The organism is Caballeronia sp. PC1, from assembly GCF_021353155.1.
GTDB lineage: Bacteria > Pseudomonadota > Gammaproteobacteria > Burkholderiales > Burkholderiaceae > Caballeronia > Caballeronia cordobensis.
On the sequence record NZ_JAJUBH010000002.1, the window covers coordinates 987,762 to 1,011,058 of the forward strand.

Here is a 23,297-nt window from a genome sequence, read left to right on the forward strand (position 1 = left end):
GCACCTCGGAAAGTTGGACTTTTGCGGTAGTCGCAAACAGATTTGGCGCTTGGGCCGATCTGCGATGTCGGCGGTGGCTAGCGATCCAGCGGCGCGAGGCAGCCAATTTGCTCCACGGCCATCCGACGGCTGTAGCTGGAGAGAGCGTCAACGCCGAACTCGATTCCGTAGCCGGACTGACCGGCAGGCTCCAGTGGAAGCGCCAGACCAGTCGCCGAGTCCTGACCAGCGACGGACTTGATCTTCAAATGACCGACGCAGAGTTCCTGCCGTAACATGTTGGCTCGAGCCAACTCGCCGGTCCAGAGCGTCATCGCCAACCCGTAGCCGCCGAGGCCGGCCAGTCTCACGGCATCGGAGATGCTATCATATGGAACGACTGCAAGGATCGGACCGAAATATTCATCTCGCAATATCGGCGATGTTGGGTCATCCGCTCTGACCACTGTCAGCGAATGATTCAGCATGTCGTGCTGCACGGACGACCATCGCGGATGACTTGTTCGCCGCGACCGAGGGCCATGTCGACTGCCGATCGGATCCTGTCCGAATGAGCCTTGGACGCCAAGGGCCCGAATTTTGTGTTCGGCTCGAGAGGATCACCCGGCAAGAAATCTGCTGCAGCGGCTACGAGAGCGTCCGAGAATTGGTCAATACGATCGCTTGGGACGAGGATTTTTGAGCGGGCGACGCAAAGCTGACCGCTATTTGCATATGCTTCCGCTACAGCGTCGATGGCTATGCCCTGATAGTCGGTCATGTCGTCAAGAACCACGATCGCGTTCTTTCCTCCGGCCTCGATGATAGCAGGCACGAGCCGCTCGGCCGCGAGCTTGGCGACAGAGCGGCCCGTCTGGGTCGAGCCCGTGAAGGCAAGCATTGCAACCCGGGATGGCTGCAGAGCGCTGCGCCCGTCGCCGCTCCGCCAGGGAGGACAGACAGCAGACCGACGGGGATGCCCGCCTCTTCGGCGAGGGTGCCAATCAGTATCGCGGAGCGGGCGAAATCTCGGACGGTTTCAGCACCATGCCATTGCCGGCCGCGAGTGCTGGCCCAACTTTCATGGCGGCGTTTATACTTGGGTAATTCCACGAGACCATCGCGCCAACGACACCGTAGGGCACTCTCAGCGACAGAGAGATCGCCTCGCGCGACGACGCAATGACTTCTCCGCAAGCCTTGTCGATTGCCTGAGCGTACCAGCGCACAATGTGAGCGGCAACGCAGGCTTCCATCGTCGCAACGGCTATCGGTTTGCCCATGTCGACACAGTCGAGCATGCCGATGCGCTCGGCGGCGGCCTCTATTGCGTCGCCCCACCGCAGCATCGCCATTCGCCGTTCACTCGGCGCGAGCCGGTGCCACAAACCAGCAGCTCGACCCGCTGAACCGACGGCCCGCTCGACATCAGCGTGTCCGCCGGCGCGAAACTGAAGGGCTCTGTCCGGAGCGGTCGGGCTCGTCCAGTCGATGACTTCGCCGCTCATCGGGGTCAGGCTCCCGATAATTCCATCAAAGCTCGTCATGTCGATCTCGGTCACGGCAAATCCTTTGACAGCGAAGCAGCGTTTCGCTGCGGGCCGACGCTCCTTAACAAGGACACGATTCCTGAGTGGTCAAAGCCGCCGGCCAGTGAGGCCGGCGGCGGATGTTCACCAGCTGTAGTTCAGCTTCACGCCAAACTTGCGAGGTGGAAGCACCGAGGCGCGGGTGAACGGTTGGAACGGCGGTGCGAACCGGCGTGTAATGTTGAAGTTGTCCGTCACATTGTCGACGTAAACGGTCAGCTCCCATCGGTCTCTCTTCAGACTGGCGCGGAGGTCGAGCTGGTCATAGGATTGAACCTGCAGGATCGGATCAAACGGAGGAGCCCCGTTACCGGAATAATACGGCCCCACATAACGATAGTCGGCTGCGAGATTGAGTTCAGTGTCACCGATCGAGACAGTGTAATCTGCGCCGCCTGAAGCAGTCCACTTGGGGACATAAGGCAACGCATCGCCGGTCAGATGGGATCCTACCGGGCTCGTAATAGAGGTGAAGCGCGCGTCGGTATATGCAGCGTTCCCGCGAATCTTGAATCCGCGGAACGGCATGGCGGTTGCTTCGAACTCGAACCCGCGGTTACGGGAGGCACCGACATTGGCAGTGACACCGACAGGGAGACCGGTGACCGGGCTGATGGCAACAGAAGCCAGCTGCATGTCGTCCACCTGAACGATGAAACCAGCAACGCTGGCGATCAGGTGTCGGTCAAAGAGCGACGCTTTCAGCCCCACCTCATAATTGGTCGACTTTTCGTTGTCGAAAGCGATCCCAACGGCTGCACTGCTACCCGGATATTTGTCAAAGCCGCCTGAGCGATAACCTCGCGACACAGTCGCGTAAGTCATGACATCAGGCGTCCAGTGAACGGAGAATGAAGCGGACGGCGAGAAATTGCTGAAGCTTTTGACGTGACTCCGCTGAACGCGTCGTTCGCGCCCACAGCCGGCACGATCACGACGCCCTGCTGGAATGCCCGCGTCCGCTCCCAGCCATATCGCCCGCCGACAGTCAGCTCGAAGCGATCGTTGAACTTGTAGCCGACTTGACCGAAAGCGGCCCAGCCGCGACGCCGCAACCTCGTCGCTTCCCGCACGTCGTTGGCGGGATTGAAAATCGGCGGAAAGGCGCAGATCGTACAGCCAGACAAGGCGAAATTGCGGTTCTGTTCGTGGATATCCTGAAAGGCGTACAATCCGCCAAGCCATGTGAAAGACCCGCCGCTCCTCGACTCGAAACGAAGTTCTTCGGAGAGTGCTGACTGGGTCGTGCGCTGGTCCTGAAAGTTGTCGGGGTCCGAATATCCATCAAAGTCGTACCAGAATTCGGTCTTTACGTGCTGATATCCGGTGATCGACTTGATCGTAAACGCCGGAAGATCGTACGACATGGTTAGAGAGCCGCCAAAGCTCGTGTCGGGCGAGACAACCTTGCGATCATCGAGTGTGGCATAACGCTTCGCGCCGTCGTCCACGACGCCGTAACCGAGATAACCGTTTCTGTTGCGAGAACCATCCAGTCGGAGAATGATCTCGAAGTCTTCGGTGGGCAATGCGCGAAGCACGAAGCGCCCGGCCAGGCTGCGAAGCGTATCCTGATCCTTGTCGATGGTCAGGTTGTGGATGTAGCCATCGGTGCTGTAATATTGACCAGAAAGGCTAGCGAAGAGCTTGTCCTCCACCAATGGGCCGCTGAAACTCGCGCCGAGGCGAACGCTATTGAAGTCCGCATATTCTGCGCGCAGCTTCCACGAAAGGTGCCGTCGGGCTTCGCGGTCACAATGTTCAGTGCACCGCCTTCGGTGTTTCTGCCAAAAGGGTACCTTGCGGCCCACGCAAAACCTCGATGCGCTCCAAGTCGAGGAAGCCAGTGTCGAATGCCAGGCTCGGTTGATAGACGCCATCGACGAAGGTTCCGACAGCGGGATCGTTGGATGCCGCCGCTCCGACGCCGCGAAGTACGAGATAGGTCTGGTTGGGAAGCGGCCCGAACGCCTGGTTCTGGCTGGTGAAGAGGCTCGGAACCGTCCCGATCAGGTTTGTCACATTGTCGATGCCCTTCTGTTCGAGGGCAGCTCCGCCGATCGCCGAGACCGCCACCGGGATATCCTGGAGGCGTTCTTCGCGCTTGCGGGCGGTAACGACAATGTCGAGCGATCCGCCCGATGAGGACGCGGAAGAATCTTGAGGCGCCTCGGGTGTCGCCTGCCCGAAGGCTGGCGTCGCCGATCCGGCCAGAACAGTAGCGGCAAGCAGGGCCGCTACCGACCCGTTCGTTCTATTCGACCGAGACATAAACCCCCCTTATTATTTGCTGGAAGGAGCCGTACGCATGCCGCGCCAGCTGCCTGTCCAACTTCATAAGGCGAACGTCCTCCTCGCTGCTTTTGCCAATCTCTCTTCAATCATTGCACTTATGTGAAATACCTTTGCCGCGTTGCGCGGGCAATGATCAGTCCTTCGCGAACAGATTTGCCTCTTCGATGCCCGCAAGTGCACAAGCTTCGTCATTGTCCGAGGTGTCGCCGGTAACGCCGACGGCACCCAGTGTCTGGCCGTCGCTGTCAACCACGATCACTCCTCCGGCGGCCGGCACCATACCGAGAGGCGCTATGCCTACGAGCGAGTTGAAAAATGTCGGTCGTTCGGCCGCGATCGCCGCGATCGAGCGGGAAGAGACGCCGAGATTCAAGGCGCCGGCCGCCTTCGCGATAGCAATTGCTGGTCGAAGATGCGACGCGCCGTCCGCTCGGTGCAGGACTATTGTATGACCTCCCGGATCGAGCACGGCTACGCATAGCGGCTTCAGTCCTTTTTCGGCACCGGCCTTGAGAGTGCGAAGTGCAATATTCTGGGCTTGCTTCAAGCTTAGGATCATTCTCGAAATCCTTCTGATGAATAATGTGGATCGAAGCTACGCGGCGAAGTCGCTGTCCAGGCGCATGGCGATCATCTCGGCAGTTGCAGCGGAAAGCGTCCAGCCAAGATGGCCGTGGCCGGTGTTGTAGTAGACGCCACGCACTCTCCCGGCCTGACAACAGGCAGCATATCGGGCGTCATGGGGCGCAGGCCTGCCCATGGGGTGACGCTGTCAGTATCCATTTTGGGGAACAGGCGTTCCGACCAGCGCAGCAACGGGCGGATCCGGTCAGCGCGAATATCTAGGTTGAACCCATTGAACTCTGCGGTGCCGGCCACCCGGAATCGATCTGGACCGAGGCGGCTTGTGACGATCTTCGCAGCGTCGTCGAGCAGGCTGACACTCGGTGCAGCTGTTCGGCTCTGCTCGTCTCTCAAGTTTACAGTGATGGAATAGCCCTTCACCGGATAAATGTTTACTTTCTCGCCGAGCTTTCTGGCGATTTCTCGGCTTTCAACCCCTGCGCAGACAACGATGGCATCAGCTGTCTGAGAGGCGATCGGCCGACCACTCTCGTCATCGGTCAAGCTGATGGTACAAATCCGGTTCTGTATCTCCACTCGCCGGACAGCAGCTCCAAACTTGAAAATCACGCCTCGGCGTGCACACGCATCTGCGAGCCCGCGTGTGAACTTGTGGATGTCGCCCGTGGCGTCCCCGTGGTGAAGAATCCGGCGTGAAGAGCGCCTTGCAGGCTCGGCTCGATCGCGCGCATTTCTCCAGCTGACACTGCGTGCCTTTCGAGCCCGCCCTTGAGGAGGAGGGCGTTGCCCACTTCGGCAGCACGAAACTCCTGTTCATTGTGGTAGAGATGAAGGATTCCGCATCGCTTCAGATCGAAATCGATGCCCTCTGCTTCCGCAATGGTGAACATATGCCTTCGCGCGTCGAGTGCGAGACGAACGGTCGCGATCGTGTTTCTTTCGTGCCGAAAGATATTGCCGCAAAACTCGGCGAGCCACCCGTATTTGTGAAGGCCGGGCTTGAGGTTCAGCAACAAAGGCGCGACCATTTTCAAGAGCCATCTCATACCCTTTGCGATGGTGGCCCAGCTGTTCCAGACTTCGGCATTGCTTGCGGAGAGCTGGCCACCGTTGGCAAATGAGGTGACCATCGCCGGATAGCGGCGACGATCGTAGACGGTGACTTCATGACCGCGGACAGCCAAGCTGTAGGCGGTTGTTACGCCGGTAATGCCGGCGCCGATGATGCTAATACGTGCCACTGGGAGCCGCTCCCAAAACGGTGGTGGATGCGCCCCATCTGTCCGCTGTGCCTGAGATCGCTATCCCGTCGGCGGGCACCCAGGCGGGCGCCACTCTCCAGATATCTTGATGCCCTGCGGTCCTTTTGCCTGAGAGTTTCCGGGGCGGTTGCTCCTTCGGCGCCGGCGAACGGTCTCTCCCGCAATGGCAAGTCTGGCCTGCCTGGAAATGTGCGCTCAAGTCAATTCGGACGACCGAGAATGACGAAACCGCAAACGTCCTTCACATATCGTCAAAAGCAGCAGCTCCATGCCGATGCGAAGGATAAGGTTCGAAGGAAAATTCCGAACAGTTCCGAGGCTTATAATGCTTTCAAAAATTCGAGGCAGCGCGTCCGAAGCGCTTGAGGGTTTGCTGTTCGACGGAATGTCGATCATGTCGGGTGGCTTTGGCCTTTGCGGAAACCCGGAGAACCTTATCGCGGAGCTTTATCGAAGCGGTACCCGAGGGCTTACAGTGATTTCGAACAACGCGGGCGCAGAAGGCTTTGGTCTGTGGCAGCTGCTGCAAAGCAGGCAGATCAGTCGCATGATCGCATCGTATATTGGCGACAATCGTCTTTTTGAGCGGCAGTTCCTGGATGGTGACATCGAACTTGAGCTGAATCCGCAAGGTACGTTAGCCGAGCGCATTCGCGCCGGCGGCGCCGGCATTGCGGCATTCTATACCCGGACCGGGGTAGGAACCGTCGTCGCGCAAGACAAGCCTGTCGAAACTTTCGACGGCGATGAATATATTCGAGAGCGCTGGCTGAAAGCTGATCTTTCGATAGTCAAGGCTTGGCGGTCTGATCCCGAAGGCAATCTGGTTTTTCGAAAGACAGCGCGGAATTTCAACCCGATCATGGCGACAGCCGGACGGGTGACGGTCGCCGAGGTCGAGGAGATCGTGCCAGCTGGCGCCATCGACCCGGATGAAGTGCATACGCCCGGCATTTACGTCGATCGGATTGTTCGAGCGACGGGCCTCGAGAAGAAGATCGAAAAGCTGACGATTCGCGCTCGGGAGCCTGCATGATGGCTTGGTCGCGCGATCAGATGGCAGCGCGCGCTGCTCGAGAACTCAAGGACGGATTTTACGTAAATCTCGGAATCGGCATCCCTACGCTGGTTGCCAACCATGTCCCCGAAAACGTGACCGTCACGCTGCAAAGCGAAAATGGCATGCTCGGAGTGGGCCCTTACCCGTTCGCTGATGAAGCTGATGCAGACTTGATCAATGCCGGCAAGGAGACAGTCACCACGCTGCCGACTTCGAGTTTTTTCTCGTCTGCCGACAGCTTCGCCATGATCAGGGGCGGGCACATCGACATGGCCATCCTGGGAGGCATGCAAGTCGCGTCGAATGGCGACCTCGCCAACTGGACCATTCCGGGCAAGATGGTGAAGGGGATCGGAGGAGCGATGGATCTGGTTGCAGGCGTCAAGCGGGTGGTGGTCGTCATGGATCATACGTCCAAGGATGGCGCGCCCAAGATCGTCCAGAAATGTACTCTGCCCTGACCGGCAGGTCGGTGGTTGATCTGATCATTACGGACCTCGGGGTGATGGAGTTAGACCCGCAAGCCGGAGTGCTTGCGCTGCTCGACATGGCACCATCCGTCTGCGTCGAGGAAATCGCTTCCAAGACGAATGCCCCTCTCTTTCTGGGCAAGCTCCGGGAGAATTGCCTGTGACAACGGACATCGCATATGCGCCTGACGACGCGGGCTTGCCACCACTCCTCTACCCAGAGTATCGCTCGACCGGATTGCGTAGTCCGCGTCACCCCTTGGTCAACGCTCCGCAGACTTTGACTGAGGTGAGCGGCCCCAGCGGTTGCTGGAGCGCTCTTATGGGTCAAGCCGAGGTAGACCTAACGTCGCAACATGGATCTGCTCCCCATGGCCAGCGCATCCGCATCTCTGGCAGGGTGCTGGATGACAGTGGTCGTCCGGTACCAAACACCATCGTCGAAATCTGGCAGGCGAACGCGGCCGGGCGGTATATCCATCGCAACGATAATTGGGACGCGCCGCTCGATCCGAACTTCACCGGAGCTGGTCGGGTGATTACCGATGATCAGGGCTGGTATTCCTTCACGACCATCCGGCCCGGAGCTTACCCTTGGGGTAACCATCACAATGCATGGCGCCCGGCTCATATTCACCTGTCGTTGCTTGGCCCCGCCTTCGCCACTCGTCTCGTCACCCAAATCTACTTTCCTGACGATCCATTGATCGAGATCGATCCGATCGCGAATGCGGTTCCGATGCCGTATCGCAATCGCCTCATCTGCCGGTTTGATATCGACACGACCATCGCCAACTGGGCGCTCGGATACCGTTTTGACATCGTGCTGAAGGGGGCAATGCAGACGCCCTTCGAGGGTACTGCCAATGGATAACGACTTGGAAAAGCGTAAAGCGTCTGCGCGGTTCGATAACCAGGATCCTCGATTATTCGGTCAAACTCCTTGGCAGACTGTAGGCCCCTTCTTCCACTACGGTCTGCCTTGGAAAGGCGGCGCTGACTTGGTGGGACTGTCAGATCTGGGAGCCCGACCGGAGCTCTTCGCGGATGATCACTATGTTCTGAATCGCCCGACGCGAACGGGCGCTCCCAGAGGGGATGTGATAGACATTGCTGGCCAGATTCTCGACGGAAATGGCGACCCGATTTCAGACGCATTGGTAGAAAGTTGGCAAGCCAACGCGTCGGGAAGATATTCCGGAGGGCGGATAAGCGAGCCGAAATTCCACTCGATCCGGAGTTCATAGGGTTCGGCCGATGCGCTACCGACGAATCCGGCGTGTATCGCTTCCGCACTGTTTTCCCGGGCCGCGTGCCCGGACCAGGCAATTCGCTCCAAGCTCCCCACATCGCGTTATCGATCTTCGCGAGAGGGGTGCTGCGAAGACTTTGCACACGCCTGTATTTCGACGGCGCAGAAGGCAACGACACAGATGCCATCCTCTCCCTTGTGCCATCGGACCGTCGATCGACGCTTGTTGCGCGCCAGCGCGATGATGGAGTCTGGTGGCTCGATATTCACATCCAAGGTGATGCAGAGACGGTCTTCTTTTCGCTGTGAGCAGGCTCCTTCACGATCGTTCAGCGACAACGCCGGCGATGCTGGCGGTCTATGACGACCGACGCTCGACCGTCAAACACGCCCTGGAATTTGAGGCTGCATTGGCGCAGGCTCAAGCCGCAGAAGCGATCATCGAGGAACGCGTCGCCGATGAGATCGGCGCCGTCTGCGCGTCGCTCGCCATCGACCCTCAAATCCTCGCCGACGAGGCTGCGTTCGCAGGTACGCTCGCGATACCGCTGATCGGCAGGATCCGTTCGGCGATGGCGCCAGAGACGGCGATGGCGGTCCACAAGGGCGCGACCAGTCAGGACCTGGCTGACACGGTGATGATGATGCAGGCGAGAGAAGCCTCCGCATTGCTGATCGACGATGCCGATCGTCTCGACCTTGCCCTGACAGCCTTGGCGGAAAACTATCGCCGCGTGCCTGCCGTAGGCAGGACGTTGATGCAGAATGCGATGCCAATATCTTTTGGACTGCGGATCGCCCAATGGCGTGCGGGGATCGCCGAGGCAGCGGCGCGCATGCGAGCCGACGCCGGCGCGTACATATGCGTTCAGCTTGGCGGGGCCTCGGGGACGCGGGCAGGCATGTCGGGCAGAGGCTCTGCGGTCGCGCGCCGGCTATCCAGCGCGTTGCAGCTGAAACCTGCGCCTCCTTGGCATAGCCGCAGAATCGCCGTGGCCGCGATCGGCACGAGCGTCGGCATCCTGGTTGGCACCGTTGGCAAAATGGCAAAGGATATCGCCTTGCTGTCGCAGGACCATATTCGGGAAGCTCTTGAGCCGGTCGTCCCGGGCCGTGGCGGGTCCTCTGCGATGCCGCACAAACGGAACCCGACAGGCTGCCAAGTCGCTCTATCCGCTGCGCATCGCGCGCCCGGACTGGTTGCCACATTGCTGGGGGGCCTTCCCCAGGAACAGGAGCGGGGGCTCGGTGGATGGCAGACAGAGGCTTCAATTCTGGCGGATCTCTTTTCCATCGCCGCCGGAGCAATAGGCTCGATGGTCGTTACGATCGAAGGCCTCCAAATCGATGGAGATGCCATAGCTTGCAATCTCGCGGCTTCCGCCTTGGGGAATGACATAGGCGAAAGCGAAGGCATCGTCCGCGAACTTCTAAACCTCTGACGAGGGATATCGATGCCGTTCACAAAGCATAACGGGGTCCGGTTATACTGGAAGGAGCAAGGCTCCGCAGAGTTGCCAGCCATCGTCCTGATAAACTCAATCGGTACCGACATGAGCTTGTGGGACAAGGCGCTTCCTCATCTCCTGCCGCATTATCGGCTTATACGCCTTGACAACCGTGGTCATGGCGCTTCGGACGCGCCGGGGGGCGACTACAGCCTTGATGTGCTCGGTTCAGACACCGTCGCGGTGATGGACGCAGCGAATGTAGAAAAGGCGATCATTGCTGGGATTTCTCTCGGCGGGATGATCGCCATGGATATGGCGATCAACCATCCTCGGAGAGTGGCAGGCCTTGCATTGATCTGTACCTCCGCCACGATGGACAAGGCGATTTGGACAGACAGGGTCGCAGCCGTCCGGTCCAACGGCACGGAAGCCATCGCAGATGCCGCGATAAATCGCTTCTTCTCGCCGAAGTTCATCGAGAACCGTGCCGCAGAGGTGAGCTCGGCGTGGCGGGCGCTCGTGAACAGCTCCGACACCGGATATGCCGGCTGTGCCGCAGCAATTCGCGACATGGATATCGCGGACCGTCTCGGCGCCATCGCCGTGCCAACGCTCGTCATCACCGGAGACGATGATATCTCCACACCGTTTCTTGGACATGGGAATTCCTGGCAGCAAGCATTCCCGATGCAAAAGCGGTGCGCCTCAAGACCGGGCATCTTCCCGCTATCGAGGATCCAGCAGCATTGGCATCGGCAATCGTTCGATTCTTCGGCACCAAATCGACTGTGACATCCGCCAGAGACATCCTTTTCGAGGCCGGTCTGGTGACACGGCGCGCAATTCTTGGCGACGAATGGGTAGACAGATCGCTCGCCGGACGCACTTCTTTCAACGAAGACTTTCAGGCTATGATCACCCGTATCGCTTGGAACGAAATATGGAGTCGTCCCGGCCTTGACGAGCGGACGCGGCGATTGATCGTTGTAGCCACAACTGCGAGTCTCGGAAGATGGGAAGAATATGCCCTTCACGTGCGCGCGGGGCTGGCTCAAGGAGGGTTCACGCAGGACGAACTCAAAGAAGTGCTGATGCAAAACGCAATCTACGCAGGGTCCCCGTCGCCAATACCGCATTTGGTGAAGCTACCAAGATCATTTCCGAGATCGTTTAGCCAGACGTATCGAGAACGATCTGTTCTCATGAACGAAGACGATCGAATAACATCTATCTCGTTTGGAAGAGGACTGACCGAAGCCCACGGGCTAACCCGCTCGGAAAAATCAGCGCGCTGGGAAACATGCAGAGAAACGATCGGAAGGACGCATTGAACTCCGGAAGGGAGGTGGCCGCTGGCGTAATCCTCTTCTGGTTTGGAACAATGGTTTATGGGATCCTGCCACTCTACATCGGCACGCAGGCGCCACGATTGGCCTTGTCCACCAATATGGCAGGATATATCGGGACGGCTTACCTCTGTGGGTTTGTGGCGAGCACCGCTTCAGCCGTCTGGTGGATTCCACGGTTCGGAATCCGCAAACTGTCCGCTATCGCCGGTATGATATCGCTCGCCCTGATAGGCACGAGCGGGCTTATCACCGATGTTGCCGTTCTTTACCCCTCGCTTTTTGCAGCCGGCCTCGGCTCCGGCGTGATCTATGCTATCGCGTGCCGCATAATCGGAAGCTCTGGTGATCCGGACCGAAACTTCGGATTTGGGACTGGAGGCCAGGTCGCAACGGTGGCTATCGTCATGGCCACGGCGACAGCTTGGGCCATTCCTTCGGCGGGCATGCCAGGCCTGACTTTCCTGACCGCGATCGCCATGCTTCTCTTCTTGTCGTGCGTGCCTTTCCTGCCCGGCCGCATCACGCAGTCCTTCGACGAACCCGCCGCGCACAGGCATGACGGCAGCTTGGCCAGTATTCTAAGCCTGCTTGCCATGCTCTTCCTGTTCGGCGGTGGAACGAGCATCTGGATCTTTGCGCAGCAGATCGGAGTTTCGCACGGCAACTCCCTTTCGGCGACGGGGTATGTTCTTTCTTTTGCCCTCATTGCCAACGCCGCTGGATGCATCGCGGCGTCGTGGATCAGTCGCCGTCTAGGTCGAGGGCCGCTCCTGATCGTCGTTCAATTCTGCCTGAGCGCTTTTTGCTTGCTTCTGGCATATGGGCACGCAGGCCTCCCATATTTCGCGATCGCGATCTTTGGGTGGTCGTTCTTCTATGGATTTTCTGTCGTAATCGGGATGTCCCTGATCGCCGTGGTCGATCGATCGGGAAGGGCGATTACCGGCGCCGGCGCCGTGCAGTCTCTTGGCGCCGCAATCGGCCCTGCCGTCGGCGGCAATATCGTAGGCGGCGGATCATTTGAATCGCTTGGCATCCTGAGTGCGTCGGCCGTGATAGTGTCGTTGCTGCTCGGCCTCACGGCGCTTCAATCTCACCGTCGCCATGCGCAAGACCGGTGAGGGTAGGAACATTGGAAACGAGCCTGCCCCGCGAACTCCTATGGATCGGCCCGCTTGCGGATGGGGTGGGCTTCAGGATCGCGAGCCCGGTGGACCTGCGCCGAGACTGCACTGCAACGGAGCGGTCTGGGTTCTGGCCCATCGAAATAGCCAAGAGGGCAATAATTTCGTCAACGCTCGCGACTTAGTCGCTTAGAAGCTCGACAAGCGAGCCGATGACGCGCTTGGGAGCCGCGTCGAGATATTCGTCTGGCATGCCGCTGCGGTTAACCCAAATTGTGTAAAATCCGGCCTTGGTAGCTCCTGCGATATCCCAGCGGTTCGACGAAACAAAGGCGATCTCCGCACGATCCAGTGCCCACCGCGACGAGTAGACGGAATAAGCCAGCGGATGCGTCTTGAAATTTCCAACCGCATCAATTGAGAACGGTGCCTCGAGTATCTCGTCAAGGCCGGCGGCCACCGTCGCCGTCCGAAGCATTGTCGACGTGCCATTTGACAGAAACGCCAGCCGAGCGCCCTTGGCTTTGAGGTCTGTCAGGGCCTCCAGCGCCCCGTCGTGGGGTTCAAGTCGCAGATATGCATCCAGAAGCTCCTTGCGAATTGCCGGATCGACGGATCCGAATAAACGCAGGACATGGTCCAAGGCATCCTGCGTCAGCTGCCAGAAATTTTCGTAGTTGCCCATCAAGGTACGCACCCACGAATATTCCAGCTGCTTCGCGCGCCATAGATCTGAGAAGGCCTGGAAATCCGGGCCGATGGATTCGGAGTGGCGACGCACGGCTGCATGGACATCGAGGACAGTACCATATGCATCGAACAGATATGCCGGCTTCATGATCGCTCGCCCTATCTCGACTATGTTGAAGTGGAAATTCACGGATGACTCGATAATAACATCTAAGTGGTATCGAGGCGCCGTTGTCGAACATCCTATCACCGCGACGTATCGGGTAGCAACTGTAATAGTATGATATCGACAGGGAATTGCACAGGTGCAAATCAAAGATCGATTTTGTCAAAACTAATGCTCGATCACATAATATGATCCATCTCAATTTCCGTATTGAATGATATTCACATCAGAAAGCGCGAATTTTCGGTAATCGACAGATTCGCAGGCTTGGAAGATGTGGGCCAATGGCGAAGGCCGGTGCGCGGGCCGCTTCGTTGCATTTTCCCGAGTGCGCCTGTCCGAGAAATAGTGCGGAGACGGTATCGATGACAAAGGCTATGACTGAAATAGGTAGGCTGTCGGTCTCCGGCGCGCTTGTGGATTTCGTCGAACAAGAGGTTCTTCCCGGCACCGACATCAGCGCTTCGGTATTCTGGCGAGGACTGGAAGCGATCTATTCCGCTTTTGCGCAAGAGAACGCTCAGTTGCTTCGAGTGCGCGACCGTATCCAGGAGCAACTCGATGGCTGGTACGACGCTCGTGCAAGCGAGCCTATAGACCAGAAAGCCTATCTAAGCTTCCTTCGATCGATCGGATACCTGGTCGACGAGCCGGCGCCTTTCCTTGTTGGCGCTGACAATGTCGACGAAGAACTGTCCGCGATATCGGGTCCGCAGCTGGTTGTGCCGATCTTGAATGCGCGCTTTCTTCTCAACGCTGCGAACGCGCGCTGGGGCAGCTTGTACGACGCACTCTACGGGAGCGACGTCGTCGGTACGAAGGTCGAGGCCGGCGGTTATGACGCCAAGCGCGGCGAAAAAGTCGTCGATTGGGCCAAGCGCTTCCTCGACAGGGCGATACCGCTTGCAAATGGGAGTTGGCGGCGCTGGAAAGGCGGGGAATTGTCGTTGTCCGACCCGGCGTTGTTGGCGGGACGAAATGGCGACAATCTGCTCTTTCGGCATAATGGCCTCCATATCGAGGTCGTCATTGATCACGATCACCCCATCGGCCGGGATGACCCGGCAGGCATCGCCGACATTATTCTCGAATCTGCAGTGTCGACCATATGCGATCTTGAGGATTCGGTTGCCGCAATCGATGCGGCAGACAAGATCGCGGCCTATCGCAACTGGCTCGGTCTGATGAAGGGCACCCTCGAGGACAGCTTTCAGAAGAATGGCCGAATGGTCACCCGCCGCCTGAATCCCGATCGCGCATATACAGCGTCAGATGGAAGCACATTCGCTCTTTCCGGCCGCAGCCTTCTTCTTGTCCGCAATGTGGGTCACTTGATGACAACTCCAGCGGTGCGCCTGCCCGATGGCTCGGAGGCTCCCGAGGGCATATTGGACGGCGTCCTGACTGCGGTCATCGCCCTGCATGATCTGAAGGGTCGAAAGGGCAATAGCCGGCGAGGCTCGCTCTATATCGTGAAGCCGAAAATGCACGGACCCGATGAGGCCGCTTTTACCGATCGGCTCTTCGATGCGATAGAGGATATGCTCAGCCTCCCTCGCTATACGATCAAAGTCGGGATCATGGACGAGGAGCGCCGTACGTCCGCCAATCTTGCTGCCTGCATCTACGCTGTGAGGAACCGGATCGTTTTCATAAATACGGGATTTCTCGATCGTACGGGCGACGAGATTCATACTTCGATGCTCGCTGGGCCGATGGTTCGGAAAAGCGAGATGAAGGCGGCCGATTGGATCGGCGCTTATGAAGATCGCAACGTCCAGATCGGACTAGCGTGCGGGCTCGGGGGCCGAGCACAGATCGGCAAGGGCATGTGGGGCCGCCCCTGACATGATGGCGGATATGATTGCGCAGAAGATCGCGCACCCCCAGGCCGGCGCCAGCACGGCGTGGGTTCCGTCGCCTACCGCCGCAACGCTGCACGCCACCCATTATCATGCAGTCAATGTCTCAGTCCGCCAGGCGGAGCGACGCGGTGAACCGGTGGCGCCCCTAGAGCGGTTGCTAGCCCTGCCCTTGGCGGGGGGGCGAAACTGGCAAGAGGACGAGTTGCGAGAGGAGCTTGATAACAATACCCAAGGCATTCTCGGTTACGTCGTCCGATGGATTGACCAAGGTGTTGGCTGTTCGAAGGTCCCTGATATTCACGACGTTGGCCTGATGGAGGATAGGGCGACGCTCCGGATATCCTCGCAGCATATCGCAAACTGGCTGCTGCACGGCGTCGTCAGCGCCGACGACGTTGAAAACTCGCTTCGCCGGATGGCCGTAAAGGTGGACAGGCAGAATGCCGGTGATCGGATATATCTGCCGTTGATCAGCGGTGAAAAAGTAAGCTTGGCATTCGAAGCTGCGCGTTCGTTGATATTCGAGGGACGGGTGCAGCCCAACGGCTACACCGAGCCACTGCTTCATTCATACCGTGCTCGATACAAGCAGCAGCAGGCGGGAGGTTCCCCCGCATAATGCGTGCCGCAGGCACCTCAGTGTTTCCGCCGTCGATCCCTGCGTTCCGCAGCACCTACCGCGCCGTATCCTCGCCGATTTGCGCGATGACGTGACCGGCTCCTCAATGACAGCATCGTCAAATTCGAGGTGATTGCTGAAGGCGCCCGACTTTCCGACATGCGCTTCGGTGTATTCCTCCAGCCCGGGTCAGTAAATGCCAAGTCTGAATGGATCTGCACTCCCTTAAGGGCAATCGACGCATGGCGCGCACTACGTCGTGCGCTGACTCGTTTGCGCTACCCTCGGTACTCAATAGCGTAGCCACGGCAGTGTATGACGGCAGGAAGTTCGAGTCCGTTTCGTGAGATGGCTGGATCGCGCCTCGTCTTGGTTGTTTGGAGCGCGACTCCTCGGCCCCAAAAAGCTGCCGCGCGCCAGCGTCAGGGATCGACGTAGTCGACGCCGATGCGGGATTGATGCTGCCCCGCCGCCATCAGGAAGCGTGTCGCGAACGCACTCCTTAACTGTGCAACAATTTCGAGGACAAAAGGCGCGTCTGCTTGCGCCGCCTCGCCCGGAAGTTCGGGCAGAGCTTCGATGTCCAACGCATTTGCATTTTCCCCGACCGGGCGGGGATCTCCTGCGCTGGTGCTGCAGCCTCGGGGGCGGCTGCGGCTGGGAATCCCTGCGCCGCGGAGGCAGCGCGAAGGCCAGCCTCAGTAGCGAACCAACCGCTGGTGGTTGCACGCCCGCCGTCGCGGCTTACCCTCGTGCCGCCGGGAAGGACGAGCATCGTCAATGCCGGCTGCCGTCCCTTCTTGTCGAGCGCACGCAAGATCGTGATCTCACGCGTGCTTCCGACCACGACAAATTCCCCAGGCGTGAACCTTTCGGGCGGTGCCCCGGTCTTCTCCAGCTTGATTAGCTGGACGACGATCGGCCCGTCCTCGCGCGGGACGAGGTCACATGCCGGTGACGCGCACAGCCAAAGGCGTCATCCGCGTCCCGCAGGACGGTTCCCGTCGTAACGTGACCGCCCCTGAAGGCATCCGATACCATGAAGGCATTTACGGCCGGCACGACCTTCTGCTGCCAATCGATGCTTCGATCCGCCGCGATATGTGCCAGCTCGCGCGGCACGGATACGTCGGGCGCTCTCGCCGGCCGGCGCCGTGCCAAGCGTCGTGGAAAGCCGGGCGCTGAGAAGATCGTTGGCGGTCCTGGATATACCGTCGTGGGTCGCAAGCCGCCGCCTGATGATGTCTACGAAGCGGTCGATCAGACTTTGTGCCGAGCCCTCGATATCCGACGGCGACAATACTCCGCTTGCGGCCTCGTCGCTCTCCAAGAGATAAAGTCCGAGCCCGAGTGACAGGTCATCGTCCAGCCAGTTCTCGTGATGCGCGACGGCCTCCAACTCCAGCGCATTCTGGATTTCGGACAGAATCAGGCGGTAAATGTTCGGCTTCCACGCACGCAGCGCCGAACCCAGCCGCCCCCAAACGTATTCTCCCTCGTCCTCCTCGGAACTCGATGGCAGCTTCTGGACGATCGCTACGAAGCAGCTTCCGCAATGCACCCACATAGGCTGGTCGGGCCCGATGTTCAGACCGAGAGGAAGCTCACTTGCATCAGGCTCATAGTCGTCAACGAGGGTCGCGATCCATTGCCGGGCAACATAATCAGCCAAACTCTTGAGGTTGGAGAGATGGATTCCGGCGGTCTGCATGGACTGGCGCAGGTCGTTGTTCCAGCCGATCTTGCCGTCGGTCAAATAGTCACGCAGCCCCGGTGCGTCGATTTCATAAAAGCGCTCCTCTGCAAGGATATCCTCGGCCGCTTCGAGAATTTCCGGAGACGGCGCCGTGTCGTCCTGAACCGGGGCAAGCCCGCGCATTGCGGTCGCCACAGTCAGCGCCGTGTTGGCGTTAGCCTCGGCGGTATACAGCACCACCAGATTGAAGTGCGACGACACCGCGAGATGGCGCAGAATCTTGAGCGCCGTCTTCGATCCGGCTGCACCGAGCTGGTAATCAAGGAGAATTAGGTCGCTCTTTCGCGCCTTATCGAGAAGATGCACGTCCATGTCGTCCGGGACGCGCCAGTTCTGGATATCGCAGATGAGACCCTTGGCGTGCATGAAGCCATATATGTGCTTTGCGCGCGCGATCTCGCTGAACTCTTCGTCAGTGGCATCGCTCATCCGGAGATAGTCCGGAAACTGATCATCGATCAGGACGGCGGTGCGGATTGCGTCGTCGCGAAAGCTCCTTTCGACCGCATCGGCAAAGCGCGCCTCGAACGCTTCAAGCTCCACCTTCCAGCCCCCTCATCTCAATTATGAAGTTTGCGCCGGGCAGAATGTGCGGATCTTCCTCGGTCGCGTAACGGATCGCATGGCGGCCAGCCTCAAGGTTCACCCGGGACAGATACAGTCCGACGCCGCGACCGGAAGAGCGGCGCGTGTAGAACAGCTGAAAAAGACGCCAGACGTCATCCCGGTCGATACCGGGGCCGGTGTCACCGACAACGATCTTGCCATCGACAAAATCGAAGCGGATCACTCGCTCTTCCGACCGTCCGACCCAATAAACGGCGTTGTTCACGAGGTTGATGAACACCGGGTAGATGCGTGATTTGAGTTCGGTGAAGCGGATCGAGTCGAAAGCTGGCGTACTCTCAAGCCGGATGCCCCCGTCCGTGAAGACCGGCCCGAAGAAATCGCGGACATAATCAACGATAGCCTTGCCGGTGATCGTCTCTCGCAACCGGGCGCCGGCCAGTTGGAGAGGTGAGAGGAAGCGTAGCTTTTCGGTGAGTGACCGATGCGCGTCCATCGCCCGGGTGAAGGCCAGCGTCTTCTTGGCCGTGTCCGGCAGCTTCTCCAAGTTACGGCTCACCTCACTGTCGAGCGCTTCAAGCTCATGTCCGATGATCTCGACCGTGATTCCGAGCTGTGCGACCGCGTTCAGGTCACGAACCCGGCGATCGAGTTCTTCCCGATCCTCGTCAATCGTGGCGAGCGCCATCTCCGCGTCCACGCCTTCGATTATGGTCCGGATATTACGGACAATCGGCCGGTACCGGTCGTTGAATTCGTCTTCCAGCTCGCGCCGCACCGTTTCCAACAGGCCGAGAAGATCGTTCAGATCGGTGTCTTGCGACAGCTTGCGCAACAGGGGAGTCGTCGCTCGCTCGTATCGCGTCCGGTCGTCCTCAAGATTGGATGTCCAATTGGATGTGATCGCCTTGATACCCTCACGGATGTCACCTTGGAACCCCGAGAGAAGTTCGTTCAGTGCTTTCTCGTGCCGATCCCTGGCGGCTGCAGCGACCTCACGAGGCGAAGACGCACCGACCGTGGCCTCCATCTCGCGGAGCGCTTGGTCGGACAGCAGGATAAGATCGCTGGCTTCATCCAGTTCGTCCCTGAACGTTCGGTAGCGCGATTCAGCGTCGCCCAACGTGTTCGGGACGTCGAGAGGCGTCAGCGCGGCTAATTCCGCGCGAGCCAACTCGACCTCGGCGCGCATCATCGCGACCGTGTCCTTCGAAGCCGGCTGTTTCACATCTTCCAATCGTGAAGAGATGCTCTTCGCTCGCTCAGCCAATTGCGGCATGCGTTTGATCGCGTCGGCGAGGTAAGTCCTGAATTCGCCCCGCCGACGTTTACGCGCCTGCTCGGCCGCCTTGCGACCCTTGATGTTTCGCTTCTTGGTCTCCGCGATGCGCTCTTCGCGTTCCGGAGAGTCTGTTCCGAAATAATCTCTGGCCAGTTTGATGAGCAGGGCCTGGACGAGGAGACGAAGCTCGCGGCTCGCTCGGTTCTCGACCAGGCCTTCGCGGCCAGCCTTGTCCTTTAGCGCGGGATTTCCGGCGCGCGTGAAGGCAAGTCGTCCGAAACTCCGTCGGTGGGCCCAAAAGTAGCGTCCAGCGTGCTTCTGGCGAGTTTCTTCCAGTGAAAAGAAGTCGGCGTCGGCTGAGCCGTATGGCATCACGCGCAAGCCGTCGCGATACACCCGAACCCCACCGTACCGGTCGACGAGTTCCATTAGATCCTGATGCCGCTTGGCATTGTGCGTTGAGGCCATCGCGACCTGCTCGAACGTACCGATCGCAAATGCAAAGGGACCCGGCCGATCCGATCTTGCCGGGGGCAACGACCGCGGGGGCGGAATGATGCGTTCGCCTAAATCCTCACCGAACGCCCGGATTTTGCCGCGGAAAACTCCGGCCTCGTCGAAGGCGCCCTCGACGCTATGTTCAAGTTCTCGGAAATCGGAGAGATCGAACACATCCGAGGAAGCAAGGATACGACGCGGAACATCTCCATGATAGGCGAGAACCTCATAATCGAACACGACCGGCGCAGCCGACAGCGTGTCGGTGAAGCCGGTCAAAATATCCTTGAGCCTTTGCTTGACCTCCTTCGCTTCATCGTCGTCCGGCGCGGAGCCAAGCCAGACCGACAGTTCATGGTGGGCACCAAGTAGATACAGTGCGGTACCATGTGAGGCCAAATCCGCGAAGACGGGCCACTCTTCGAGGTGTCGGGCGGAAATCGGCATCTCCGACCAGAAGTCGATCATGGCCTCTGCGGTCGATCGTGCACCCGCCGCCTGTTCGGCGGCGGTGTAACGCTGCCAATCGGGTGACAGGATCAAGTCGCCTGTGGCAGATCTCTCCCGAGATTGTCGAGTATCGCCGTTGCCATCGCCCGCAGCCCAACGGCCACTTCGCCGCGCTTGCCGAATGTACGTACAGGCAATGTGATCTGATCAAGTGACAGGAACGGGTTTTCGAAAAGGCGCCAATCGACCAGAACCGCCGAAATCGGACCATCTGCCTGTTGTGACAAAACAAGAGTCGCCGGCGCGAGAAAAGCGGCCGACAGACGTCCGATTCCTTTTTCGCCCTGCCGCTCGCGTGCGGAGCCGGTGAAATCGGCCGGTGGCGCCGGCGGTGGGCCATCAATCTTTGATTCGGTACCGATGACGAGCCACTTCTCGACGAAATCCTGCGCCGACATGCCGATACCGTCGTCGAAGACTGCGGCAACGGCCGGGTCACCGTCGAAGATATTGAGCGATACCTGTGTCGCGTAGGCATCCCACGCATTCTTCCAAAGCTCGCTGACCGCCGTCGGAGCGTCGGCGATCTGACCGCGCCCGAGATGATCGATCGTTCGCGCACGCGTTCGGAAGGAAACGTTCTCCGCAGCCCGTTCCAGCGACCGGCCGGTTTGATCCGTATCGGTCATGGTTTGTGGGGCCACCCGTTGCTATAACCGCAGCATGGCGGACCATATGACACCGGAACAGCGTTCGCGCGCAATGTCACGCGTCGGCGGCAAGGATACGGCGCCCGAATTATATGTTCGACGCGCGTTGCATGCCGTCGGGCTCCGCTTTCGCCTTCATCGTCGCGACCTTCCCGGAAAGCCCGATATGGTCCTCCCGCGGCATCGCACCGTCGTCTTGGTCCATGGATGCTTTTGGCATGGCCATGACTGCCCGCGAGGTGCTCGGCCTCAATCAAACCAGGAGTTTTGGGCGGCGAAGCTCGATCGCAACATCGACCGCGATCACAGCACGCGAATACGCCTGGAAGCGCTCGGTTGGCACGTCGAAACAGTATGGGAATGTGCGCTCGACCTTGGAGTGGAGCGGATAGTGCGCCGACTTCAGCCATCGGCCGACACAAGGGCGTCAGAGAGATAACGCGAAAAATATTCGGCCAGCCTGGGCGGCACTGCGTTGCCGATCATGCGCGCGACCGGTTCGATCATGTCGGTTGGATAGAAGACATAGTCCTGCGGGAAAGACTGGAGGATTGCGGCTTCCCTCAGCGAAATTCCGCGCACCTGACTCGTGTCAAAATGGCCGAAGCGTCCATTCGAGATGCTATGGCATTTCGTCGTAATCGTGGGAGACGGTCGATCCGGGTCCATTCGCGTATAGACATCGGTAAAGCAACGCACCTTGAGCTTCGCGTTCACCTTCCGGTGGCACGCCAGCGAGAGGTCGCCGTGAGGGGTGTTGTCGAGATAGACATTTGACTCGCCGGGTTTAGCCGAAGCCAGACGCTTCAAGTTGAGGTCGCTCAGAGTCCGGGTCTTGTGGTTCGGGATTGTTGCGTGCTGCGCCCCGGCGGGAAGCGACGGCAGATGACCGATTGCCGAACGGACCGATCGGACCGCAGCCGCCGTGTCCTCGAGAGGGACCACCAGATCACCGTCGTGGCCCGGCTCCAGAAACTCCGGCCGCGCCAGCTCCCGTGGAGCAGCAATGAGGATCGAACGACGGCGAAACTGCGGAACGCCGAAATCGGACGTGCAGACGACATTCGAGCCGGTCGCATAACCAAGCTTCCTGAGCTGACTACGAAAATCGTTCCAGACGCCACCATATTTCGGATCGCCGATGCCTTGGACGTTTTCCGACAGGATCATCTCCGGGCGAAACCGCGCAACAAATTTTGCCGCTTCACGCAGCAGATTGCTATCGCGTTCGCGACCTTCCTTCCGGGCGTTGCTGAGTTCCTTGCGGGAAAGCTTTGTGAAGGGCTGGCATGGCGCGCAGATCGCGAACATGAGAGGCGCACCGGGTGCTTCCGCCCTATATTTCTCGATCAGCTTCTCAAGATCGTCGAACAGTTCTGCCTGCTCGCCATCCGGATAGGCATCGGTTGCGGGGAAGATATCCCGCCTGATGAACCGCGGGGTCGAGAAATCAATGGTCGTATTGGGATTGTTCTCGACATAGGTCTGCCGGCAGCGATTGTCCTTATCGACACCGGCGATGACGTAGCCCCCAGCATCGATCAGACCGCGCGTGGTCCCGCCCGCACCGCAGAAAAAATCGACCGCCAAGAACGCGGGCCGCTGCCGACGCGCGGCGCTCATGGACGGTGCGGTCATGAGTTTTTCGTCGGCTTCGTGGACGCGGCAAGTGTCCGAATTGCGGTTACCTCGGCGGGTGAGAATATCCGCCAACCATTCCGGTCGCGCCGCTGCGCATCCTTAACTTTGCCGTCTTTAATCCACCGAAGAAGGGTCGGTTTCGAGATGCCGGCCGCCGCCGCCGTCTCGGCAATGTGTAGATCGCCAGTTTCGCTCATGCCGCCCTCCCGACTGCCTTCAACTATACTCAACCATGGTCAACGTCAACACGACGTTAAGTTCCGGTTGTGAGTCAGGTTGTGGCCGAGTGTAGGGCTCCGGGCCTTGACGGTCCTTTGAGAGCCGATCAACCTAGCCACGACGGTCTGCCCAAAATGATGAATTTCGGCTTGCGGGGGGCAACGATCTGTCGGGTTCTCGTCCTTTTTGTTCATCTTTTCATGCGGAAAGTAGCGCCGAACAGCATGTAGCGGCGGCCTATTTCGCTGTTTGGCGGCTTATGACGGTTCTAGCGTAGTAGTAGCGGCGATTCATACTCATCGCTTTCGTCCTGCTTGGGGCGCCATCGTCTCGACACGCGCAGGGCGCGGCCGGACGGCGTTCGCACGGACGAGCGAATAGTTCAGAGTCGCATTTTTCACGCCCGATCGCGCCGGCG

General features: G+C 59.2%; 23 protein-coding genes, 3 pseudogenes and 1 riboswitch. Of the genes and pseudogenes, 11 read left to right on the top strand and 15 right to left on the bottom strand.

Translation table 11 applies throughout. The features are described from left to right. Positions 1 to 77: 77 nt before the first annotated feature. From LY284_RS38705 to LY284_RS39275, 8 genes and pseudogenes are all read right to left on the bottom strand, one after another. Entirely contained in the window at positions 78 to 467 is a 390-nt protein-coding gene (locus LY284_RS38705; protein ID WP_255727857.1) for an aldehyde dehydrogenase family protein, read from the bottom strand. Continuing rightward, positions 461 to 901: an aldehyde dehydrogenase family protein gene (locus LY284_RS38710; protein WP_255727862.1), complete on the bottom strand. Its 441-nt coding sequence runs from the start codon at positions 899 to 901 to the stop codon at positions 461 to 463. Before LY284_RS38710 ends, LY284_RS38705 begins: the two co-directional genes overlap by 7 nt. 82 nt (positions 902 to 983) lie before the next feature. Next, entirely contained in the window at positions 984 to 1,541 is a 558-nt protein-coding gene (locus LY284_RS38715) for an aldehyde dehydrogenase family protein (RefSeq protein ID WP_309243204.1), read from the bottom strand. 111 nt (positions 1,542 to 1,652) lie between these two features. Beyond that, complete coding sequence (locus LY284_RS20520) at positions 1,653 to 2,393, bottom strand: TonB-dependent receptor domain-containing protein (RefSeq protein WP_375294274.1); 741 nt, start codon at positions 2,391 to 2,393, stop codon at positions 1,653 to 1,655. After that, positions 2,390 to 3,226, bottom strand: a complete 837-nt coding sequence (locus LY284_RS20525) for a TonB-dependent receptor domain-containing protein (protein WP_375294275.1) — start codon at positions 3,224 to 3,226, stop codon at positions 2,390 to 2,392. The genes LY284_RS20520 and LY284_RS20525 overlap by 4 nt, the downstream gene beginning before the upstream one ends. A 103-nt stretch (positions 3,227 to 3,329) precedes the next feature. Continuing rightward, the gene (locus tag LY284_RS20530) at positions 3,330 to 3,839 is read right to left on the bottom strand and encodes a TonB-dependent receptor plug domain-containing protein (protein ID WP_233385616.1); all 510 of its coding nucleotides are present in this window, start codon (positions 3,837 to 3,839) and stop codon (positions 3,330 to 3,332) included. A gap of 157 nt (positions 3,840 to 3,996) precedes the next feature. Then, a complete protein-coding gene (locus tag LY284_RS20535; protein WP_233387791.1) occupies positions 3,997 to 4,410 on the bottom strand; it encodes a heme-binding protein in 414 nt (137 codons plus the stop codon). 48 nt (positions 4,411 to 4,458) lie between these two features. Beyond that, positions 4,459 to 5,689 (bottom strand): annotated as a pseudogene (locus tag LY284_RS39275) (D-amino acid dehydrogenase). Between the two features lie 107 nt (positions 5,690 to 5,796). Beyond that, a riboswitch (glycine riboswitch) is annotated at positions 5,797 to 5,881 on the bottom strand. A gap of 154 nt (positions 5,882 to 6,035) precedes the next feature. Between LY284_RS39275 and LY284_RS20550 the strand changes: the two are divergent. The 9 genes and pseudogenes from LY284_RS20550 to LY284_RS20585 all read left to right on the top strand — a co-directional run bounded on the left by LY284_RS20550 (position 6,036) and on the right by LY284_RS20585 (position 12,413). Next, entirely contained in the window at positions 6,036 to 6,746 is a 711-nt protein-coding gene (locus LY284_RS20550; protein WP_155178465.1) for a CoA transferase subunit A, read from the top strand. Next, positions 6,746 to 7,404 (top strand): annotated as a pseudogene (locus LY284_RS20555) (3-oxoacid CoA-transferase subunit B). The gene LY284_RS20550 and the pseudogene LY284_RS20555 overlap by 1 nt, the downstream one beginning before the upstream one ends. Beyond that, complete coding sequence (gene pcaH / locus LY284_RS20560) at positions 7,401 to 8,114, top strand: protocatechuate 3,4-dioxygenase subunit beta (RefSeq protein WP_155178467.1); 714 nt, start codon at positions 7,401 to 7,403, stop codon at positions 8,112 to 8,114. Before LY284_RS20555 ends, pcaH begins: the two are co-directional and overlap by 4 nt. Next, positions 8,107 to 8,487: a hypothetical protein gene (locus LY284_RS39280; protein ID WP_375294276.1), complete on the top strand. Its 381-nt coding sequence runs from the start codon at positions 8,107 to 8,109 to the stop codon at positions 8,485 to 8,487. The genes pcaH and LY284_RS39280 overlap by 8 nt, the downstream gene beginning before the upstream one ends. Then, on the top strand, positions 8,409 to 8,801 hold the full coding sequence (gene pcaG / locus LY284_RS38720; RefSeq protein WP_255724347.1) for a protocatechuate 3,4-dioxygenase subunit alpha: 393 nt from the start codon (positions 8,409 to 8,411) through the stop codon (positions 8,799 to 8,801). The genes LY284_RS39280 and pcaG overlap by 79 nt, the downstream gene beginning before the upstream one ends. Before the next feature lie 38 nt (positions 8,802 to 8,839). Then, positions 8,840 to 9,934, top strand: a complete 1,095-nt coding sequence (locus LY284_RS20570) for a lyase family protein (protein WP_233387793.1) — start codon at positions 8,840 to 8,842, stop codon at positions 9,932 to 9,934. Positions 9,935 to 9,946: 12 nt separating this feature from the next. Further along, positions 9,947 to 10,735, top strand: a complete 789-nt coding sequence (locus LY284_RS20575; protein ID WP_233387794.1) for an alpha/beta fold hydrolase — start codon at positions 9,947 to 9,949, stop codon at positions 10,733 to 10,735. Between the two features lie 119 nt (positions 10,736 to 10,854). After that, complete coding sequence (locus LY284_RS39060) at positions 10,855 to 11,274, top strand: carboxymuconolactone decarboxylase family protein (RefSeq protein WP_309243209.1); 420 nt, start codon at positions 10,855 to 10,857, stop codon at positions 11,272 to 11,274. Next, positions 11,244 to 12,413: an MFS transporter gene (locus LY284_RS20585; RefSeq protein WP_233387795.1), complete on the top strand. Its 1,170-nt coding sequence runs from the start codon at positions 11,244 to 11,246 to the stop codon at positions 12,411 to 12,413. Before LY284_RS39060 ends, LY284_RS20585 begins: the two co-directional genes overlap by 31 nt. Before the next feature lie 184 nt (positions 12,414 to 12,597). Here the strand turns inward: LY284_RS20585 and LY284_RS20590 are convergent, their stop codons facing one another. Further along, positions 12,598 to 13,296, bottom strand: a complete 699-nt coding sequence (locus LY284_RS20590) for a haloacid dehalogenase type II (RefSeq protein ID WP_217482576.1) — start codon at positions 13,294 to 13,296, stop codon at positions 12,598 to 12,600. 353 nt (positions 13,297 to 13,649) lie between these two features. On the opposite strand from LY284_RS20590, the pseudogene LY284_RS20595 reads away from it, so the two are divergent. Next, positions 13,650 to 15,756 (top strand): annotated as a pseudogene (locus tag LY284_RS20595) (malate synthase G). 422 nt (positions 15,757 to 16,178) lie between these two features. Here the strand turns inward: LY284_RS20595 and LY284_RS20600 are convergent. The 4 genes from LY284_RS20600 to LY284_RS20615 all read right to left on the bottom strand — a co-directional run bounded on the left by LY284_RS20600 (position 16,179) and on the right by LY284_RS20615 (position 20,998). Further along, positions 16,179 to 16,343, bottom strand: a complete 165-nt coding sequence (locus tag LY284_RS20600; protein ID WP_233387796.1) for a hypothetical protein — start codon at positions 16,341 to 16,343, stop codon at positions 16,179 to 16,181. Between the two features lie 389 nt (positions 16,344 to 16,732). Further along, positions 16,733 to 18,055, bottom strand: coding sequence for a response regulator receiver domain (locus LY284_RS20605; protein ID WP_233387797.1), 1,323 nt, complete (start codon positions 18,053 to 18,055; stop codon positions 16,733 to 16,735). Further along, positions 18,045 to 20,402 (bottom strand): ATP-binding protein, encoded by a 2,358-nt coding sequence (locus LY284_RS20610; RefSeq protein WP_233387798.1) that lies wholly within the window; start codon positions 20,400 to 20,402, stop codon positions 18,045 to 18,047. The genes LY284_RS20605 and LY284_RS20610 overlap by 11 nt, the downstream gene beginning before the upstream one ends. Then, the gene (locus tag LY284_RS20615) at positions 20,399 to 20,998 is read right to left on the bottom strand and encodes an ATP-binding protein (protein ID WP_233387799.1); all 600 of its coding nucleotides are present in this window, start codon (positions 20,996 to 20,998) and stop codon (positions 20,399 to 20,401) included. Before LY284_RS20615 ends, LY284_RS20610 begins: the two co-directional genes overlap by 4 nt. 73 nt (positions 20,999 to 21,071) lie before the next feature. On the opposite strand from LY284_RS20615, the gene LY284_RS20620 reads away from it, so the two are divergent. Then, positions 21,072 to 21,458 (top strand): very short patch repair endonuclease, encoded by a 387-nt coding sequence (locus LY284_RS20620; RefSeq protein ID WP_230461331.1) that lies wholly within the window; start codon positions 21,072 to 21,074, stop codon positions 21,456 to 21,458. Here LY284_RS20620 and LY284_RS20625 read toward each other — a convergent pair. Continuing rightward, the gene (locus LY284_RS20625) at positions 21,422 to 22,657 is read right to left on the bottom strand and encodes a DNA cytosine methyltransferase (RefSeq protein WP_155178483.1); all 1,236 of its coding nucleotides are present in this window, start codon (positions 22,655 to 22,657) and stop codon (positions 21,422 to 21,424) included. The two genes, LY284_RS20620 and LY284_RS20625, sit on opposite strands and share 37 nt — an antisense overlap. Beyond that, entirely contained in the window at positions 22,654 to 22,857 is a 204-nt protein-coding gene (locus LY284_RS20630; protein ID WP_155178486.1) for a MerR family transcriptional regulator, read from the bottom strand. Before LY284_RS20630 ends, LY284_RS20625 begins: the two co-directional genes overlap by 4 nt. Positions 22,858 to 23,297: the final 440 nt, after the last annotated feature.

What these genes read in the sequence shown, in the direction of transcription:
- LY284_RS38705 (WP_255727857.1), bottom strand. Translation starts at nt 467, where the DNA reads ATGCTGAATCATTCGCTGACAGTGGTCAGAGCGGATGACCCAACATCG.
- LY284_RS20520 (WP_375294274.1), bottom strand. Translation starts at nt 2,393, where the DNA reads ATGACTTACGCGACTGTGTCGCGAGGTTATCGCTCAGGCGGCTTTGAC.
- LY284_RS20530 (WP_233385616.1), bottom strand. Translation starts at nt 3,839, where the DNA reads ATGTCTCGGTCGAATAGAACGAACGGGTCGGTAGCGGCCCTGCTTGCC.
- LY284_RS20550 (WP_155178465.1), top strand. Translation starts at nt 6,036, where the DNA reads ATGCTTTCAAAAATTCGAGGCAGCGCGTCCGAAGCGCTTGAGGGTTTG.
- LY284_RS39280 (WP_375294276.1), top strand. Translation starts at nt 8,107, where the DNA reads ATGGATAACGACTTGGAAAAGCGTAAAGCGTCTGCGCGGTTCGATAAC.
- LY284_RS20570 (WP_233387793.1), top strand. Translation starts at nt 8,840, where the DNA reads ATGCTGGCGGTCTATGACGACCGACGCTCGACCGTCAAACACGCCCTG.
- LY284_RS20575 (WP_233387794.1), top strand. Translation starts at nt 9,947, where the DNA reads ATGCCGTTCACAAAGCATAACGGGGTCCGGTTATACTGGAAGGAGCAA.
- LY284_RS39060 (WP_309243209.1), top strand. Translation starts at nt 10,855, where the DNA reads ATGATCACCCGTATCGCTTGGAACGAAATATGGAGTCGTCCCGGCCTT.
- LY284_RS20585 (WP_233387795.1), top strand. Translation starts at nt 11,244, where the DNA reads ATGCAGAGAAACGATCGGAAGGACGCATTGAACTCCGGAAGGGAGGTG.
- LY284_RS20615 (WP_233387799.1), bottom strand. Translation starts at nt 20,998, where the DNA reads ATGACCGATACGGATCAAACCGGCCGGTCGCTGGAACGGGCTGCGGAG.
- LY284_RS20620 (WP_230461331.1), top strand. Translation starts at nt 21,072, where the DNA reads ATGTCACGCGTCGGCGGCAAGGATACGGCGCCCGAATTATATGTTCGA.
- LY284_RS20625 (WP_155178483.1), bottom strand. Translation starts at nt 22,657, where the DNA reads ATGACCGCACCGTCCATGAGCGCCGCGCGTCGGCAGCGGCCCGCGTTC.
- LY284_RS20630 (WP_155178486.1), bottom strand. Translation starts at nt 22,857, where the DNA reads ATGAGCGAAACTGGCGATCTACACATTGCCGAGACGGCGGCGGCGGCC.